Below are 16376 nucleotides of genomic sequence, written 5' to 3'. Positions count from 1 at the left end.
CCAGCCTACGGCGCGGGGCCGCGTACGCTATCGCCATGACCGACCGCCGCCTCGCCATCGACGCCTGGGAGAGCCTGTTCCGCGCCCAACACGAGATCTTCTCTCAGATCAGCGCCGACTTCGAGCAATCCGGCCTCACTCAGGCGGAGTACGACGTGCTGCTCACGGTGACGCGTGCCCCCGACATGACGGCCCGGCTGCGCGATGTCACGCGCAACATGCTCATCAGCCAGCCGAGCGTGTCGCGGCTGGTGGACCGGATGGTCGCACGCGGATACCTCACCAAGAGCGCCGACCCGGACGACGGCCGGGGCGCCCTCGTCACGGCGACCGAGGACGGCGCGCGCGAGTTCCGCACGGTGGCGCTGACGCACGGACGCTCGATCGCCGAGCGGATGTCGCGGCTCGACGACGACGAGCTGCGCACGCTCGCGTCGCTCACGGCCAAGCTGCGCCCGTGCTGCGAGACCGGCTCGTGAGCCTGCTCTCGGTCTGGGCGCACTACGACGACGACCTCATCTTCGGCTGCCCGACGATCGACCGCGCGGTCGCAGCCGGCGTCCCGGTGACGAGCCTGTTCCTCACGGCAGCCGACGCAGGGCGGGATGCCGACTACGTCGCCGAGCGCGAGGAGGGCCTGCGACAGGCGTACGTCGTCATGCACGGCGGCCCGCTCGAGTGGAGCCCGGTGTCGGTCGAGCTCGCGGGGGCCCTCGCGACGGGCTGGGTCGCCGCATCCGGCCGCATCGAGCTGCTGTCGCTGCGACTCCCCGACGGGCGCCCGAACGGCACGGGTTTCGCCGCAACCGGGAACGTGAGCCTGCGACGACTGCTGGAGGGCGAGATCGACGTCATCCCGCCGCTCGACGGCGACGGGAGCCCGCTCGGTGCCGATGCGCTGGTCGCCGCGCTCGAGGCGGCGCTTCGCCGTCACACGGACGCCGCCGACACGGATGCGCAGCTCCTCGCGCACGCGCCGCGCATCGGCGGCGTGCTCACCGAGCGGGACCACTCCGACCACTGGGCGACGGGCGCCTTCCTCGCCCGGGCGGCCGAGGCCTGCGACATCCCGGCCGAACGGATCTCGTGGCGCATCGGGTATCCCTCGTCGCTGCTGCCGGCGACGCTCGACGGGGAGGACCTGGCACGCAAGGTCGAGGTGTTCCGCGCCTACGCGGCGCACGATCCCGTCGTCGCGCGGCCCGATGCGGCCTCGACGCTCGAGCTGCCCGGCTTCGGCGAGTGGCTGCGGCGCGAGTACGCGCTCGTGGGCGGCGAGCCGGTCGCCGTCGCCTGAGCCCGCCGCTCGGCCCGGACCCCGCTCGGCCCGGAGCCCGCCGCTCGGCCCGGAGCCACCCGCGGCCCGGACCCGCCCGCGCCGGTTGCCAGTCCCCCGCCCGCGCCGCTCATCCACCCCGCGTCCGCGCCGTTTTCGTGTAACCGCGCCGCTCATTCGCGGCGCGGTTACACGAAAACGATGCTGTCGCGGGAAGAGACGCGGGGAGGGAACGGCGCCGTCGCAGGGAGCGGGCACGGGGCGGCGGTCAGGACCCCGATCCGGTCCGCGCGAGGGCGCGGCGGACCGCATCCGCCATCGCCGCCATGACGGGCTCGGGCGCGTAGTCGGCGGCGCGGGCGCGGGCCTGCTGGCCGAGGCGCGCGCGGAGCGCGGGGTCGCGGAGGATGCGGATCACGGCGTCGGCGAGCGCGTCGACGTCGCCGTCGGGCACGAGGATGCCGGATCCGTCGACCAGCAGATCACGCGGCCCGTAGCGGATGTCGTAGCTGACCACCGGGACCCCTCGGCTCAACGCCTCGAGGGCCGCGAGCCCCTGTCCCTCGTACGCGGTCGACTGCACCATGAGCTGCGCGGTGCCGAGCTCGTCGGCCGCGTGCTCGACGTGGCCGTGGAGGGTGACGGATCCGCCCAGTCCGCGGGCGGCGACGACGCGCTCGAGCTCGGGGCGCGACGGCCCGTCGCCGTAGAGGTCGAGATGGGCGCCCGGCACGACGCGAGCCACGCGTTCCCAGGCCTCGAGGATGTGTTCGAACCGCTTGCCGGGGGCGAGGCGTCCGACCGCGACGACGCGGCCGGGGACGGCGTCGCGGGACTCGCCGGCCGCGATCGGCAGCGCATTGGGCACGACCTCGTATCCCGGATGCGGCCCGTGGTCCTCGATCGCGTCCTCGCGCTGCTGCACGGTCGGCCACAGCACGGCGTCGAAACGGTCGACGACCTCGAACCAGCCGCGCCAGAGCCCGCCGGCCGTGACGGCGGGCGGTCGGTGCGAGGTGTGCACGGTGTGGATGAGGCACACCCCCGGCGGCCGCCAATCCGCGAGCAGCTCGCCCAGCTGCCGCGACTCCGAGACGATCACGACCGGCAGCGCGGGGTCGGCCCGCCGGAGCTCCGCGACGATCCGGTCGAGCCAGACGCGGTACAGGCCGCGGAACCCGACGAGCACGCGGTCGCCGTCGGGGCCGTGCACGACGACGTTCGCCTCCGTGAGGTGCCAGTCGGCGGCCGCGACGACGGGGAGCGAGACGCGGGGGCGACCGACGGCATCCGCGATCGTGCGGTAGTCGACCCCGGGCGTCTTCTCCCCCGGGAGGGCGGCCGCAGCCAGCCACGCCGGGTCTTCGGCCGCGTCGTCGAACAGGTTGCGGAAGAGGTCGACGGATGCGGCGAGCCCGGCCTCGACGAAGGCCTCGCGGTGCGCGGCGTGATCGGCGACGGAGCCCGGATCGACCGTGAGCAGCAGCGGGCCCCGGCCGCCGTCGACCCCCGCCGCGGCCATGTGGCGCGCCCGGGCCAGCACGGCGATCGTGAAGCCGCCGTCGACGCGGGGGTAGAGGCGCGAGGCGAGCAGCGCGTAGTGCGCCCGGGGGAACTGCGCCGGCATCCTGCTCCTCTCGGCGGGCAGCGCCCGCCACCACGCCCCACACCATAACGCAGCGCGACGCCCCGGACCGGGCGGGTCCGGGGCGTCGCGAACGGGGGAAGGATCAGGCGTTCTCGGTGACCTGGAGCGCCGGAGCGTTCTCGGCCTCCGTGAGCACCTGGACCTTGCGCGGCTTCGCCTTCTCGCTGACCGGGATCGTCACGCTCAGCACACCGTTGCGGTAGTGCGCCGAGATGTTCTCGGTGTCGATGCCCTGGCCGAGGCTCAGCTGGCGCAGGTAGCTGCCGGCGGCGCGCTCGCGGGTGATCCAGGTGACGCCCTCGCCGGCCGGGAGCGTGCGCTCGGCGCGGATGGTCAGCAGCTGCCCGTCGACGTCCACGTCGACCGACCCCGGGTCGATGCCGGGAAGGTCGGCGGCCAGCACGTAGTGGTCGCCGTCTCGGTAGAGGTCCATCGGCATCTGCCGCGGTCCGCGGCGCCCGCCGTCCATGAGGGTCGTCGCAAGTCGCTCCAGGTCGCGGAGCGGATCATAGGTGGCCATATCTCGTCTCCTTTCGAGCGGGTCGGGCACAGCCCGACGAACGTTCCTTAGAGTTGAGCCCCATCGGCTCAACCATGTTCAGATTAGCACTCTCCATGCGAGAGTGCCAAGAGTCGACCGGCGCCGGGAACGAAGAAAAGGCCCCCGGCGAACCGGGGGCCTTTCCGCACTGTCTCAACACAGTGTGCGCCTGGAGGGACTCGAACCCCCAACCTTCTGATCCGTAGTCAGATGCTCTATCCATTGAGCTACAGGCGCCCATGCACTCTCGCCTCTCGGCGCGCGGGCACTAGAAGAGACTACCCCACGATCGCCCTCTTCACCGAATCCGTGCTCCGCGCACGCCAGCGGCTACTCGGCCGTGGTGTCGTCGGATGCGGCGGCCTCGGACATCCGGCGGCGATGCGCCGCGAGGCGGGCGAGGTCCACCAGCACGAGACTCTGCATCCGCGCCCGTCGCATCTTCTCGTAGTCGGGCTCGAGATCGGGTCGCGCGGCCGAGATCCGCAGCGAGGAGTCGATGTTGCGCGACACCTCGGCCCAGGCCGCCTCGCGCGCCGCCTCGACGAGCGCCCGCAGCTCCTCCGGGTTCTCCGCCCGCTCGCGCAGCTCCCGTGCGATCCGCTCGGACTGCTTGCGCCGTCGCCGGAGGTTGCGCACGTCGCGACTGCGGTAGTCGTGCGTGCCGTCGGAGTCGCTGAACCGGCGCCGCGCCCGCCGTCGCTCACGCTCGGTGCGCGCCGCGTCCTCCTCAGCCTCGTCCGCGAGCGCGAGGAGCGTCGCCTTCGCGTCCGGCAGGAAGCGCTCCACGTCGAAGCCCTCCCCCGCGGCGAGGATCTCGACCAGGATGCGGTTCTTCAGCGCGAGACGCGTCGCCGCGGCCGCGATGTACACGCCCTCCGCGACGATCTCGCCGAGCTTGGGACGTTTGGCGGGCATACCGATCGCGCCGCGCACCGACGCGTCACGATCATCCTTCGAAGCCACGGGACCCCCTCCTACCGACTTTACTGCCCGGGGTCGGAGGGACCTCCGTGAAGATCAGACGGGCTTGGTGTAGGTCGCCCGCCCGAATCCGATGATCGCGTAGCCGATGACCTGCAGAGCGGGGATCCACAACAGGAAGAACGAGAACGCCCCGTCCTTGCCGAACCCGCGCCCCACCCGGATCGCGACGATGATCGAGAGCACGAGGTTCACGATCGGGATGATGTACAGCAGCGTGAGCCACGCCGAGAAGCCGGCGATCTTGACGAGGATGAACAGGTTCACGATCGGGACGATCGCGAGGACACCGGGCCAGCCCGCCTTCTCGAACACGCGCCACAGCGCGATCACCGTGAGGATGTAGATCGAGAGGGAGAACCATCCCGTCACCCCGGAGAGAGCGCTGAGGTCGGCCTGTTCGGTGATGCCGGCGAAGGTCGTCATGCCGCTCATCGTAGGGGAACGGCCGGATGCGGCGCCTCCGCCGCCGAGCGGCTCGACGACCTCGTCGGGCACCTCGATGCCGGTGGCGTCGCGCGGCGGGAGCATCGTCGTCTCGACGCACATGCTCCGGGTATCGGGGTCGGCGCCCCGAAGGCAGAGACTTCTCGGTCTACCAATCGTGTCCCGATCGTGCAACCCCCGCCGTCTCCCGCGGTGGACGACGTAGCGTCGACGCACAGCTGTTCACGAGAGGAGCACGACATGGGTTTCATCGATGACGCGAAGGAAGTCGCCGAGACCGCCGGCCGCAAGGTCAAGGAGGGTTTCGAGGACGCGAAGGACCGCATCGGCGACAAGGTCGACGAGGTGAAGGCGGACGCCGAGGTCAAGAAGGCCGAAGCCGACAAGGACCGGGTCGAGGCGCGCAACGATCTCAAGGAGAAGCTGCGCGACTGATCGACCGGGCGGACCCGAGAGCCGCCGTCGGACCGAAGGGCCTCGGAGCCGGACTCCGGGGCTCTTTGTCGCCTGCGGATGCGGCCGGAGCGGGCCGACGCATCCGGGTCGGCGTCAGCGGGCGGCGATCAGCCAGCTCGCCTCGACCGTCTCGCCGGGGTGGATGACCACGAGCCCCAGGTCGAGGTCGTACCGCGCCTGGTTGAAGGCGTCCGGGGCGCAGGTCATGGGCTCGACCGCGAGGCCGGCGCGGTTGCCGGCGCCGCCACCGGGCAGATCGGCGGTGTGCACCTGCACCCAGGGGCAGGCCGCATCCCATTCGATCGCGACCCCCGTGCCGGTCGGGTCGAGGACCGTGACCCGGTGCGCGCTGAGCCCGGTGAAGGCGTGATCGATCTCGGCGGCGCCGATGGGCCGGGGCATGCGGAAGTCGAAGCGCGCCGGGTCGTCGGCGTCGACCGGAGCGAGGCGGGTCGGGAGCAGGCGATCCTCCGTCGTGTGGAACACGGATGCCGCCGGCAGCTCGAGCGTCCAGTCGTCCAGGGGCGAGGGACCCGCCACGAGATATGGATGCGGACCGGTGCCGAAGGGCGCAGGCTCGGCCGACAGGTTCTCGGCGCGCACGGTCTGACGCAGCCCCTCGGGCCCGAGCCAGAACCGCGTCCAGACGCCGAGCCGCCAGGGGTAGCCCGACTGCGCCTCGATCACGGCATGCAGCTCGACGTTGTCGGCACCCTTGTCGACCGCCTCGAAGTCGAGCCAGACGCCGAGCCCGTGCAGGGCGTGCCGCCGGGACGGCTCGGTGAGGGCGAGCTGGTGCTCGGCGCCGCCGAAGCAGTAGCGGCCGTCGACGACGCGGTTGGGCCACGGCACGAGCGTCGCCCCGCGATAGGCCGGGCGCACCTGGTCGGCCGCGAACGGCACGACCAGGTCGCGACCCGCGTGCGTGAGCGAGCGCAGGCTGGCGCCGACGCTCGCGATGGATGCCTCGTAGTCGCCCGCGCGAAGAAGATGCTGCGTGCCCGACAGCGCCGACATCACAGGCCCCGCGCCAGACGGTAGTACGCCTGGTTCCAGCGGAGCTCGTCACGGAACCCCCGCACGGTGGTCGACTCGTCGATCACGACGAGCTCGGTCGCGGCCATCTCGGCGAAGTCGCGGAAGACCTCGACCCCGACCGCGGTGGTCATGACGGTGTGGTGGGCGGCGCCGGCCTCCAGCCAGCACGCGGCGGAGGTCGCGAAGTCCGGCTGCGGCTTCCAGACGGCGCGACCGACGGGCAGTCGCGGCAGGTCGGGCGCATCCACGTTCTCGACGACGTTCGCGACGAGCCGGAAGCGGTCGCGCATGTCGCTCATCGCCACGACCAGCGCGGGGCCCGGGTCGGCGGTGAAGACGAGGCGGACCGGGTCGTCCTTGCCGCCGATCCCGAGCGGGTGGATCTCGAGCCGGGGGCGCTCGGACGTGAGCGAGGGCGAGACCTCGAGCATGTGAGCGCCGAGGATCTTCTCGTCGCCCTCGACGAGGTCGTAGGTGTAGTCCTCCATGAGGCTCGCCCCGCCGGGCAGGCCCGCCCCCATGACGTTCGCGATGCGCACGAGCATCGCGGTCTTCCAGTCGCCCTCCGCGCCGAACCCGTAGCCCTCGGCCATGAGGCGCTGGACGCCCAGGCCCGGCAGCTGCCGCAGCGCCCCCAGGTCCTCGAAGCTGGTCGTGAAGGCGCCGAAGCCGCCCGTCTCCAGGAACGAGCGCAGGCCGAGCTCGATGGCCGCGCCGTCCCGCAGGCTGGCGTGACGCTCACCGCCTCGTCGCAGCTCGGGCACCACGTCGTAGAGGTCCTCGTACTCGGCCACGAGCGCGTCGACGTCGGAGGCCGCGACATCCGCCACCGCATCCGCCAGCTCGTTGACGCCCCAGGTGTTCACCTGCACGCCGAAGCGCAGCTCGGCCTCGGTCTTGTCGCCCTCGGTGACGGCGACGTAGCGCATGTTGTCGCCGAAGCGGGCGAGCTTGAGCGTGCGGGAGGCCTGCCAGCCCGCGGCCGCACGCTGCCAGTCCTCGATCTGGCGGCGCACCTCGGGGTTCGACACGTGCCCGACGACGGTCTTGCGGGCGATGCCGAGGCGTGACTGGATGTACCCGAACTCGCGGTCGCCGTGGGCGGCCTGGTTGAGGTTCATGAAGTCGAAGTCGATGTCGGCCCACGGCAGCGCGACGTTCGCCTGCGTGTGCAGGTGCAGCAGCGGCTTGCGCAGCGCGTCGAGCCCGCCGATCCACATCTTGGCCGGACTGAAGGTGTGCATCCACGCCATGACGCCGATCACGCGGTCGTCCGAGTTCGCCTCGAGGGCGAGCCGGCGGATGCCGTCGGCATCCGTGAGCACGGGCTTCCACACGACCGTGACGGGCAGGCCCGTGAGTCCGGCGACGACCTGCTGGGACTGCTCGGCGACCTGGCGGAGGGTCTCCTCGCCGTAGAGGTGCTGGCTGCCGGTGGCGAACCAGACCTCGTATCCGTCGAGCGCGGTGGTCAGGGGGGTTCGGGTCATCGTCGTTCCTCGTCTCGCGGCGCAGCGTCCGCTCGATGTTACCGTTCACACGTCCGGCCGCGCCACACCCTCCGTGCCCCACCCTGACCTCAGCGGGGGCGAGGTCAGAGGGCGGCGACGGCGGCGGACTCGATCGCGAGCCCGGCGCGGTAGCGCTCGAGGTAGCGGGCGTAGCCGGCGACGTCCCCCGCGTCCGGCTCGACGACCCCGAACGCCGCGCCGCCGAAGACCGCGTCGCGGAGGTAGGCGGCGAGGTCCCCGCCCGGCGCCTCGCGCACGAACGCGGCGAGCACCGCGATGCCCCACGCCCCGCCCTCGCCGGCGGTGGCCGCGACCGCGACCGGCGCATCGATCGCGGCCGCGAGGAACCGCTGCGCCGCGCCCGCCGTCCGGAACATGCCGCCATGGGCATACATCGCGTCGATCGCCACACCCTCGGCCTCGAGCACCCGCATCCCGAGGCTCAGCGTGCCGAAGACGCCGTAGAGCTGCGCACGCATGAGGTTCGCGAGCGTGAGCTCCGAGCCCGGCGTGCGCACGACGAGCGGCCGCCCCTCCGCGAGCCCGGCGATCGGCTCCCCCGCGAGGTGGTTGTACGCGAGGAGCCCGCCTGCATCGGACTCCCCGTCCAGCGCCTCGGCGAAGAGCGTGTCGAACACGGCGTCCGGGCTCAGCGCGGTCCCGGATGCGGCCGCGAACCGCCCGAACACCCCCGCCCAGGCGGCGAGCTCGCTCGCTCCGTTGTTGCAGTGCACCATCGCGACGGGGTCGCCGACCGGCGTCGTGACGACGTCGAGCTCCTCGTGCGCCGCGGCGAGCGGCCGCTCCAGCACGACCATCGCGAAGATGCTCGTCCCCGCCGAGACGTTGCCGGTGCGCGGCGCGACGGCGCCGGTCGCGACCATGCCGGTTCCGGCATCCCCCTCCGGCGGACAGCACACGATGCCCGCCGGCAGCGCCCCGGTGGGGTCGAGCAGGGCGGCCCCCTGGGCCGTCAGGGTGCCGCCGGGCTGGCCCGCCACGCGCACCTCGGGCAGGAGCGAGCGGATGTCGCCGCCCGGCGTGAGCGCATCGAACCGCTCGAGCAGCGCGGCGTCGTAGTCGCGTGTCGCCGGGTCGATCGGGAACATCCCCGACGCGTCGCCGATCCCGAGGACGTGCTCGCCCGTGAGGCGCGCGTGCACGTGGCCGGCGAGCGTCGTGAGCCGCCGGACGGCGGAGACGTGCGGCTCGGCGTCGAGCACGGCCTGACGGTAGTGCGCGATCGACCACCGCAGCGGGATGTTGACGCCGAACAGCCCGCTGAGCTCGGCCGCGGCGGCCCCGGTCGAGGTGTTGCGCCACGTGCGGAACGGGACGAGCGGCTCGCCGTCCGCGTCGAGCGCGAGGTAGCCGTGCATCATGGCCGAGACCCCGAGCGCCCCGGGGGCGACGAACGCGACGCCGTGTCGGCGTCGCGCGTCGGCGGCCAGATCGGCGTAGGCGGCGCGGAGGCCGTGCCAGACGTCCTCCATCGCGTACGTCCACGTGCCGTCGACCAGCTCGTTCTCCCACTCGTGCGCGCCGACGGCCAGCACGACGGCGGGGTCGTCGGCGGCCACGAGACACGCCTTGATGCGGGTCGATCCGAGCTCGATGCCGAGCGCCGTGCGTCCCGTGATGATCGCCTGGGCGTCGCTGTCCGGGGTCATGGGTGGCTCCCTCCACGTGCGGCGCTCCGCCGCGCCATCCCTGGAATGTTACCGGTCACACGCGATCTCCCGCAGCCCGTTCTCATGACGCCGGATGACGCCGCGCAACGTCGGATGACACTCCCGCTGGAGGGCGCCGGCGCCGCATGGCCCAATGGTGCACGGCGCCGAACCCTGCGCCGCCGTGCACCCCACGAGAGGAATCCCATGTCCGAACAGCAGCCCGAGAAGAGCGATCTCCGCTCCGCCGTCGAGTCGGCCGGCAAACGCCGCCGCAACATCCTCCTCGCCATCGGCGCGGTCGTCGTGGTCGCCGTCGTCGTCGGCGTCGTCGCGATCGTCACGTCCATCAGCGGCGGCGGCGCGTCCCAGGCCGCGGCCGACGGCAGCCGGCTCCACCTGCGCATCGCGGTCAGCGAGGACAAGGACTTCCAGACCGCGATCAAGGACATCGCGGCCGAGAAGGGCCTGGATGTCGAATGGGTCAACGTCGACGACTGGGTGCTCCCGAACACGGAGCTCGTGGCGGGCAACGTCGACGGGAACGCCTTCCAGCACGTGCTCTACCTGTCGAACCTTCAATGCGAAGAACAACGCGACCCTCACGCCGGTCTTCTCGACGATCATCACGCAGTGGGGCATCTTCTCCTCGACGCTGAAGAACATCGCCGACATCCCGGACGGCGGCGCGATCGCGATCCCGGACGACCCCTCGAACGGGGGCCGCGCGCTCAACATCCTGGCTTCCGCCGGGCTCATCGGCCTCTCGCCGTCGGCGGGCGACTTCCCCACGGTGGACGACGTCACCAGCAACCCGAAGAACCTCCGGTTCACCCCGATCGCGGCGAAGACCATCCCGCAGCAGTTCACCGACCCGAGCCTGTCGGCCGTCGTCGTGGGCACCTCCTACTTCGACCCCTCGCAGGGCATCACGACCAAGGACGCGCTCTACCTCGACGACTCGCTCGACGCGAAGAACCTGCCCTATATCAACGTCGTCGCCAGCCGCGCGGACAACGCCGACGACCCGGCCTGGGCGATCCTCAAGGAGGCCTACGCCGACCCGCGCGCGGCCGCGGCGCTCGAGAAGGAGGACAAGGGCTCGACCGTGCTCGTCGACGTCCCGGTCGAGACGCTGCGCAGCAAGCTCGCGGAGCTCGAGAAGTCCGCGGCGGCCAACAAGTAGCCGCGAACGACCATCACCCGGATGCCGTGGGGCCGGGGCGGACACGATTCGCCCCGGCCCCACGGCCCCTGTCCGTCCCTGGGAGGACCATGAGCACCGCCGTCCGCTTCGAGCACGTCTCGAAGACCTTCACGACATCCACGGGAAAGACGCTGGACGCGCTGCGCGACGTCTCCCTCACGGTCGATGCCGGCGACATCCACGCCATCGTCGGATACTCCGGCGCGGGCAAGTCCACGCTGCTGCGGACCGTGAACGCCCTCGAGCGACCGACGAGCGGACGGGTGGTCGTGGGCGACCAGGTCGTGTCCGAGCTCTCGGGGCCCGCGCTCGGCCGGGCGCGACAGCGCATCGGCATGGTGTTCCAGCAGTTCAACCTGCTGCGCTCGCGCACCGTGTACAAGAACATCGCGTATCCGCTGCGGCTCGCGGGCGTCCCGGCGGCGGAGATCCTGGACCGCGTCGAGGAGCTGCTCGACTTCGTGGGCCTCACCGACAAGGCGCTGGCCTACCCCTCGCAGCTCTCCGGCGGCCAGAAGCAGCGGGTCGGCATCGCGCGGGCGCTGGCCAACCGTCCCGACGTGCTGATCAGCGACGAGGCCACGAGCGCCCTCGATCCGCAGACCACCCGCGAGGTCCTCGACCTGCTGCGGCGGGTCAACCGCGAACGCGGCGTCACGATCCTCGTCGTGACCCACGAGATGGATGTCGTCCGCGCGATCGCCGACAAGGTCGCGGTCATGCAGAGCGGCGCCGTGGTCGAGCGGGGCACCGTGTACGACGTGTTCGCGCACCCGCAGCATCCGACGACCCGCCGCTTCGTCGGCTCGGTCCTGCACCACCTGCCGGGAGCCGACACGATCGAGCGCATCCGGGCCGTGCACACGGGCCGTCTCGTGCAGCTGCACGTCGAGAACCGCGCCTCGAACGACCCGTTCCTGTCCCGGGTCGCGCGTCGGCACGACATCGACCTCAACATCGTCTACGGCGGGGTCGACGAGCTGCAGTCGCGCCTGTTCGGCAGCCTCACCGTCGAGCTGCTGGGCACGGAGGAGAACGTCGATCGCGCGATCGCCGAGCTGCGCGAGAGCGCGGAGCTCACCGACCTCGAGGGAGCCCGCTGATGGATGCCGACTACTTCGACGCCCTGCTCCCGCGCATCTCGCGGGCGCTGTTCGAGACCCTGCTGATGGTGACCGTCTCGTTCGTCATCGCCAGCATCGTGGGGGTCCTGCTCGGCGTGCTGCTGTACGCGACGCGGCCGGGCAACCTGCTCGGCAACCGGGTCGTCTTCTTCGTCCTCAACCTCGTGATCAACGTCGTGCGGCCGATCCCGTTCATCATCCTGGCCGTGTCGATCATCCCCTTCACCCGGCTGATCGCCGGCACCGCGCCATCGGCCCCCTCCCGGCGACCGTCCCGCTGTCGATCGTGGCGGCCGCGGCCATCGCCCGCGTCGTCGAGTCGAACCTGGTCGCCGTCGACCCCGGCGCGGTCGAGGCCGGGAAGGCGATGGGCGCCGGACCCGCGCGCATCCTCTTCACGATCGTCGTGCCCGAGTCGCTCGGCCCGCTCGCGCTCGGCCTCACCTACATCGTGGTCGCGCTCGTGGACACGACGGCGGTCGCGGGCGCGATCGGCGGCGGCGGTCTCGGCGACCTCGCGATCAAGTACGGCTACCAGCGCTTCGACTGGTTCGTGATCCTGGTGATCGTCGTCGTCCTCATCGTGCTCGTGCAGCTCGCGCAGTGGCTGGGCAACTGGGTCGCGAAGAAGGTGATGCACTGATGGATGCCGCACGCGCACGCTGGCGCGGGTTCCTCGAGCGCTGGTACGACGGCGCCGCCGACCGCGAACGCGACCACACCCTGCTGTTCGACGCGATGGACGAGCTGCGCCTGCTGCGGTTCGGTGCCATCCGGCTGCCGCGCGATCGGGGCGGCGAGGACCGCTCGCTGGCGGAGCTGTTCACCCGGCTCGTGGAGCTCGCCGAGACCGACTCGAACCTCGCGCACGTCTGGCGCGGGCACATCGCGTTCGTCGAGGGGCTGCGGCTGGACGGCTGGGGCACGGCGGAGGCGTCGCGATGGGCGCCGCGGATCGCGGCGGGCCAGGTGGTCGGCAACGCCTTCTCGGAGCGTCAGGAGACGGCCGAGCTGCGCACGTCGCTCCGCCACGAGGGCGGTGCCCTCGTGCTCGACGGGACGAAGCACTACACGACCGGCTCGCTCTACGCCGACTGGATCCACGTGGCGGCCCTCGACGGCGACGAGCGCGTCTCGCTCGCCGTGCCGGCGCACGCACCCGGGGTGCGCATCGTCGACGACTGGGACGGGATCGGCCAGCCGCTGACGGGCTCGGGCACCACGGTGTTCGAGCAGGTCGTCGTCGACCCCCGCGAGATCGAGCGCCGCGACCGCGGCGCCGACGCCGCCCGGCGGCGTGCGATCGGCGCGATCTACCAGCTGAGCCTGCTCGCTGTGGTCGCCGGCATCGGCCGGCGCGCGGTGCGCGACACGGCGGCGTTCGTCGTGCCCCGCCGGCGCACGTTCGGCTTCGCGGGCGAGACGCCGCCGCGGGAGGACCCGCTCGTGCAGCACGTGGTCGGCGAGGTGTCGGCGGCCGCATCCGTCGCGAGGCGCGTCGTGATCGGCCTCGCCGCGGACCTCGAGGCGGCAACGGATGCGGCGGCCTTCGGCGACGCGACACCGCTCGCGGAGGTCGAGCTCGAGGTGTACCGCGCCCAGCACGTCGTCGGCGAGCTCGTGCTGGCCGCGACGAGCCGCCTGTTCGAGGTGGGCGGGGCGAGCGCCGTGACACGCGCGGCCGGGCTGGACCGGCACTGGCGCAACGTGCGCACGATCGCGTCGCACAACCCCGTCGCCCAGCGGCTGCGCGCGGTCGGCGCGTACGAGCTCACCGGGGAGCACCCGCAGTGGGCGGCTCCGGGCGCCCCGGCCGAGGCCCGCTCGTGACGGCGGCGCTCGCGACCCGCTTCCGCTCCGTCTTCGACGAGGTCGGGCGCGACGCCGTGGCGCGGGAGCGCGAACGGCGACTTCCGTATGCCGAGGTCGAGCTGCTGCGCGCATCCGGGTTCACGCGCGTGACCCTGCCGCGCGAGTTCGGCGGCGAGGACGCCGCCCCGTCGGAGCTGTTCGAGCTGCTCGCCGAGCTCGCCCGGCGCGATCCGAACCTCGCACAGCTGCTGCGCTCCCACTTCTCGTTCGCCGACCGCGTGCTGCACGCGCCTCCCGGCGCCCGTCGCGACCGGCTGCTGGCGCTGCTGGCGGGAGGCGCGATCCACGGCAACGCGACGTTCGAGCGGGGTCCGGCATCCGTCGGCGCGCTCACGACCGCCGTCACCCGCGATGCGGCGGGCCTGCGGCTGGACGGCCGCAAGTTCTACAGCACCGGCACGCTGTTCGCCGATCTCGTCTCGGTGCTCGCCGAGTACGAGGGCGAGCAGATCGGCGTGCTGGTGCGCACGGACGCCCCGGGCGTCGAACGGTTCGACGACTGGTCGGGCTTCGGGCAGCGCATGACCGGCAGCGGCACGACGGTGTTCACCGGTGTCCGCGTCGAGGAGGACGACCTGCTCCCCCGCGATGCCGGCAGGCTCAGCCACGGCGGCTCGTTCGTGCAGCTCGTGCTCCTGGCCGCGGCCGCGGGGATCGCACGCGGCGTGCTCGACGACGCGGTCGCCTACGTCGGCGCGCGCACGCGGACGTTCAGCCACGCCTCGGGCCCGACCCCGGGCGAGGACCCGATCGTGCAGGAGGTCGTCGGCGACGTCGCGGCGCTGTCGTTCTCCGCGGACGCCGCGCTCGCCGCCGCGAGCCGGGCGCTCGACGCCTCGAGCGCGGCCATCCGCGCGGGCGACGACGAGCGGGCCCGCACCGCGATCGCGGCGGCGGGCCGTGCCGTCACCTCGGCGCAGCTCGTGGTGCTGCCCGCCGCGCTGCAGGCGGCGACATCCCTGTTCGAGGTGGGAGGGGCGAGCGCGTTGGATGCGGACCGTGCCCTCGACCGCCATTGGCGCAATGCGCGCACGCTGGCCTCCCACAACCCCGCCCGCTACAAGGCCAGAGACCTCGGCGCCCACCTGCTGACCGGCGCGCCGGTCGCGACCTGGTGGAGCGTCGGGGAAGCATGAGTGCGGACCAAGGAGCACGATGACCGAGAAGAAGCGGCTGATCCTCAACCTGTTCGAGATGAACACGGTGAGCCACATCACGCACGGGCTGTGGACGCTGCCGGGCAACAACCGCCACCGCTACGGCGAGCCGTCGTACTGGAGCGAGCTCGGCGCGATCGTCGACGACGCCGGCTTCGACGGCGTCTTCCTCGCCGACGTGATCGGCGCCTACGACACGTTCCGCGACGGACCCGAGACGGCGGTGCGCGAGGGACTGCAGATCCCGTCGAACGATCCGCTGCTGGTGGTGCCGCTGCTGGCCCAGGCGGCCCCGACGATCGGGATCGGGGTGACGTTCTCGACCAGCTACGAGCCGCCCTTCGCGTTCGCCCGGCGCATGTCGACGCTCGACCAGCTCACGGGCGGCCGGGTGGGCTGGAACATCGTGACCTCGTACCTGCCCAACGCGGCGCGCAACTTCGGGCTCACCGAGGAGATCCCGCACGACACCCGATACGAGATCGCCGACGAGTTCCTGGACGTCGTCTACAAGCTGTGGGAGGGCTCGTGGGACGACGACGCCGTGGTCGTCGATCGCGACGGCGGCGTCTACGCCGACCCCGCGAAGGTGCGCTACATCGACCACGTGGGCGAGCGCTTCGCGGTCAAGGGGCCGCACCTGTGCGCCCCCACGCCGCAACGCACGCCCGTGCTGTTCCAGGCCACCGGCTCCCCCGCGGGCACGGCCTTCGCCGGACGTCACGCCGAGGTGGTGTTCACGGGCGGCCGCACGGCCGAGGACTTCCGCCGCAACGCGGACGCGATGCGCGCGGCGGCGACGGCGAACGGCAGGGATGCCGGCGACATCCGGTTCCTCGTGCAGGCGGGCGTCGTCGTCGGCCGCACCGAGCGCGAGGCGGCGGAGAAGTGGGAGCTGTACCGCAGCCGCACCTCGCTCGACGGCATCCTCGCCCACGCGTCGGTGCCGCTCGACCTGCCCGCCTTCCCGGGCGAGTGGACCGTGCGGCAGGCGGCGGTCGCCGCCGGCCTCGACCCGGAGCGGATCGGCCTGCCGCCGGAGCGGACGGTCGCCGAGACGCTGCGCGCGTTCCGCTCGGCGCGCGAGGACCGCTACTTCGTCGTGGGGACGCCGGACGTCGTCGCGGACGAGATCGAGCGGTGGCTCGACGAGGACGGCGTCGACGGCATCAACCTGCGGCAGTACCACTCGTTCGACACCGTGCGCGACTTCGGCGAGCTGGTCATGCCGGAGCTGCGGCGACGCGGCCGCATCCGCCCGTCCGAGGGGACGACGCTGCGCGAGCGCCTGTTCGGCGCCGGTCCGACGCTGCCGGAGACGCACCCCGCACGGCGGTACCGCGGCGGCGCGAACCTCGACGTCCCGGTGGCGCCGCTGCGGTTCGCGAACGCCTGAGGCACACGCCCGGAACAGGACATCTCGCCGCAGCAGGAGGATGTGGGGC

At 72.4% G+C, this 16376-nt stretch carries 17 protein-coding genes, 1 tRNA gene and 1 pseudogene; 10 read left to right on the top strand and 9 right to left on the bottom strand.

The window, feature by feature from the left end; translation table 11 throughout:
* Window positions 1-35: 35 nt before the first annotated feature.
* Together QE381_RS13305 and QE381_RS13300 are read left to right on the top strand one after the other, a co-directional pair.
* Window positions 36-479 (top strand): MarR family winged helix-turn-helix transcriptional regulator, encoded by a 444-nt coding sequence (locus tag QE381_RS13305; protein WP_307218887.1) that lies wholly within the window; start codon window positions 36-38, stop codon window positions 477-479.
* Window positions 458-1297: a PIG-L family deacetylase gene (locus QE381_RS13300; RefSeq protein ID WP_307218885.1), complete on the top strand. Its 840-nt coding sequence runs from the start codon at window positions 458-460 to the stop codon at window positions 1295-1297. Before QE381_RS13305 ends, QE381_RS13300 begins: the two co-directional genes overlap by 22 nt.
* 247 nt (window positions 1298-1544) lie before the next feature.
* On the opposite strand, the gene QE381_RS13295 is transcribed toward QE381_RS13300, so the two are convergent.
* From QE381_RS13295 to QE381_RS13275, 5 genes are all read right to left on the bottom strand, one after another.
* Complete coding sequence (locus QE381_RS13295; RefSeq protein WP_307218883.1) at window positions 1545-2903, bottom strand: glycosyltransferase; 1359 nt, start codon at window positions 2901-2903, stop codon at window positions 1545-1547.
* 103 nt (window positions 2904-3006) lie between these two features.
* Complete coding sequence (locus tag QE381_RS13290; RefSeq protein ID WP_307218881.1) at window positions 3007-3444, bottom strand: Hsp20/alpha crystallin family protein; 438 nt, start codon at window positions 3442-3444, stop codon at window positions 3007-3009.
* Window positions 3445-3629: 185 nt separating this feature from the next.
* Window positions 3630-3702, bottom strand: a tRNA-Arg gene (locus tag QE381_RS13285).
* Window positions 3703-3795: 93 nt separating this feature from the next.
* Window positions 3796-4431 carry an asparagine synthase gene (locus QE381_RS13280; RefSeq protein ID WP_307218880.1) on the bottom strand — a complete coding sequence of 212 codons (636 nt, stop codon included), beginning with the start codon at window positions 4429-4431 and terminating at the stop codon, window positions 3796-3798.
* Window positions 4432-4485: 54 nt separating this feature from the next.
* Window positions 4486-4998 carry a DUF5684 domain-containing protein gene (locus QE381_RS13275; RefSeq protein ID WP_307218878.1) on the bottom strand — a complete coding sequence of 171 codons (513 nt, stop codon included), beginning with the start codon at window positions 4996-4998 and terminating at the stop codon, window positions 4486-4488.
* A 138-nt stretch (window positions 4999-5136) separates the two neighbouring features.
* On the opposite strand from QE381_RS13275, the gene QE381_RS13270 reads away from it, so the two are divergent.
* Window positions 5137-5331: a hypothetical protein gene (locus tag QE381_RS13270; RefSeq protein WP_307218876.1), complete on the top strand. Its 195-nt coding sequence runs from the start codon at window positions 5137-5139 to the stop codon at window positions 5329-5331.
* Between the two features lie 114 nt (window positions 5332-5445).
* On the opposite strand, the gene QE381_RS13265 is transcribed toward QE381_RS13270, so the two are convergent.
* The 3 genes from QE381_RS13265 to QE381_RS13255 form a co-directional block, all read right to left on the bottom strand.
* On the bottom strand, window positions 5446-6369 hold the full coding sequence (locus tag QE381_RS13265; RefSeq protein ID WP_307218874.1) for an aldose 1-epimerase family protein: 924 nt from the start codon (window positions 6367-6369) through the stop codon (window positions 5446-5448).
* Window positions 6369-7880, bottom strand: a complete 1512-nt coding sequence (gene araA / locus QE381_RS13260) for an L-arabinose isomerase (protein WP_307218872.1) — start codon at window positions 7878-7880, stop codon at window positions 6369-6371. The genes QE381_RS13265 and araA overlap by 1 nt, the downstream gene beginning before the upstream one ends.
* A 104-nt stretch (window positions 7881-7984) precedes the next feature.
* Window positions 7985-9571 carry a xylulokinase gene (locus QE381_RS13255; protein ID WP_307218870.1) on the bottom strand — a complete coding sequence of 529 codons (1587 nt, stop codon included), beginning with the start codon at window positions 9569-9571 and terminating at the stop codon, window positions 7985-7987.
* Between the two features lie 45 nt (window positions 9572-9616).
* Here QE381_RS13255 and QE381_RS13250 point away from each other — a divergent pair.
* The 3 genes and pseudogenes from QE381_RS13250 to QE381_RS13240 all read left to right on the top strand — a co-directional run.
* Window positions 9617-10099, top strand: a pseudogene (locus QE381_RS13250) (hypothetical protein); the annotation flags it as partial.
* Complete coding sequence (locus tag QE381_RS13245) at window positions 10044-10757, top strand: MetQ/NlpA family ABC transporter substrate-binding protein (protein ID WP_307220522.1); 714 nt, start codon at window positions 10044-10046, stop codon at window positions 10755-10757. The pseudogene QE381_RS13250 and the gene QE381_RS13245, both read left to right, overlap by 56 nt.
* An 89-nt stretch (window positions 10758-10846) precedes the next feature.
* Entirely contained in the window at window positions 10847-11881 is a 1035-nt protein-coding gene (locus QE381_RS13240) for a methionine ABC transporter ATP-binding protein (RefSeq protein WP_307220519.1), read from the top strand.
* Between the two features lie 10 nt (window positions 11882-11891).
* Here the strand turns inward: QE381_RS13240 and QE381_RS13235 are convergent, their stop codons facing one another.
* A complete protein-coding gene (locus tag QE381_RS13235; RefSeq protein WP_307218868.1) occupies window positions 11892-12146 on the bottom strand; it encodes a hypothetical protein in 255 nt (84 codons plus the stop codon).
* 42 nt (window positions 12147-12188) lie between these two features.
* On the opposite strand from QE381_RS13235, the gene QE381_RS13230 reads away from it, so the two are divergent.
* From QE381_RS13230 to QE381_RS13215, 4 genes are read left to right on the top strand one after another with little or no spacing between them, the layout of a single operon-like run.
* Window positions 12189-12545, top strand: a complete 357-nt coding sequence (locus QE381_RS13230) for an ABC transporter permease subunit (RefSeq protein WP_307218866.1) — start codon at window positions 12189-12191, stop codon at window positions 12543-12545.
* The gene (locus QE381_RS13225; protein ID WP_307218864.1) at window positions 12545-13732 is read left to right on the top strand and encodes an acyl-CoA dehydrogenase family protein; all 1188 of its coding nucleotides are present in this window, start codon (window positions 12545-12547) and stop codon (window positions 13730-13732) included. Before QE381_RS13230 ends, QE381_RS13225 begins: the two co-directional genes overlap by 1 nt.
* Window positions 13729-14910: an acyl-CoA dehydrogenase family protein gene (locus QE381_RS13220; RefSeq protein WP_307218862.1), complete on the top strand. Its 1182-nt coding sequence runs from the start codon at window positions 13729-13731 to the stop codon at window positions 14908-14910. The genes QE381_RS13225 and QE381_RS13220 overlap by 4 nt, the downstream gene beginning before the upstream one ends.
* A gap of 19 nt (window positions 14911-14929) precedes the next feature.
* Window positions 14930-16327, top strand: a complete 1398-nt coding sequence (locus QE381_RS13215) for an NtaA/DmoA family FMN-dependent monooxygenase (RefSeq protein ID WP_307218859.1) — start codon at window positions 14930-14932, stop codon at window positions 16325-16327.
* Window positions 16328-16376: the final 49 nt, after the last annotated feature.

This window comes from Microbacterium sp. SORGH_AS_0888 (assembly GCF_030818905.1).
Classification (GTDB): Bacteria; Actinomycetota; Actinomycetes; order Actinomycetales; family Microbacteriaceae; genus Microbacterium.
The sequence above is the reverse complement of the archived record's forward strand: the minus strand, read 5'-3'. Positions and strand labels throughout refer to the sequence as shown.

Coding starts and splice junctions, on each gene's coding strand:
- QE381_RS13305 (WP_307218887.1), top strand. CDS start 36: ATGACCGACCGCCGCCTCGCCATCGACGCCTGGGAGAGCCTGTTCCGC.
- QE381_RS13295 (WP_307218883.1), bottom strand. CDS start 2,903: ATGCCGGCGCAGTTCCCCCGGGCGCACTACGCGCTGCTCGCCTCGCGC.
- QE381_RS13290 (WP_307218881.1), bottom strand. CDS start 3,444: ATGGCCACCTATGATCCGCTCCGCGACCTGGAGCGACTTGCGACGACC.
- QE381_RS13275 (WP_307218878.1), bottom strand. CDS start 4,998: ATGTGCGTCGAGACGACGATGCTCCCGCCGCGCGACGCCACCGGCATC.
- QE381_RS13270 (WP_307218876.1), top strand. CDS start 5,137: ATGGGTTTCATCGATGACGCGAAGGAAGTCGCCGAGACCGCCGGCCGC.
- QE381_RS13265 (WP_307218874.1), bottom strand. CDS start 6,369: ATGTCGGCGCTGTCGGGCACGCAGCATCTTCTTCGCGCGGGCGACTAC.
- araA (WP_307218872.1), bottom strand. CDS start 7,880: ATGACCCGAACCCCCCTGACCACCGCGCTCGACGGATACGAGGTCTGG.
- QE381_RS13255 (WP_307218870.1), bottom strand. CDS start 9,571: ATGACCCCGGACAGCGACGCCCAGGCGATCATCACGGGACGCACGGCG.
- QE381_RS13245 (WP_307220522.1), top strand. CDS start 10,044: ATGTCGAATGGGTCAACGTCGACGACTGGGTGCTCCCGAACACGGAGC.
- QE381_RS13240 (WP_307220519.1), top strand. CDS start 10,847: ATGAGCACCGCCGTCCGCTTCGAGCACGTCTCGAAGACCTTCACGACA.
- QE381_RS13225 (WP_307218864.1), top strand. CDS start 12,545: ATGGATGCCGCACGCGCACGCTGGCGCGGGTTCCTCGAGCGCTGGTAC.
- QE381_RS13215 (WP_307218859.1), top strand. CDS start 14,930: ATGACCGAGAAGAAGCGGCTGATCCTCAACCTGTTCGAGATGAACACG.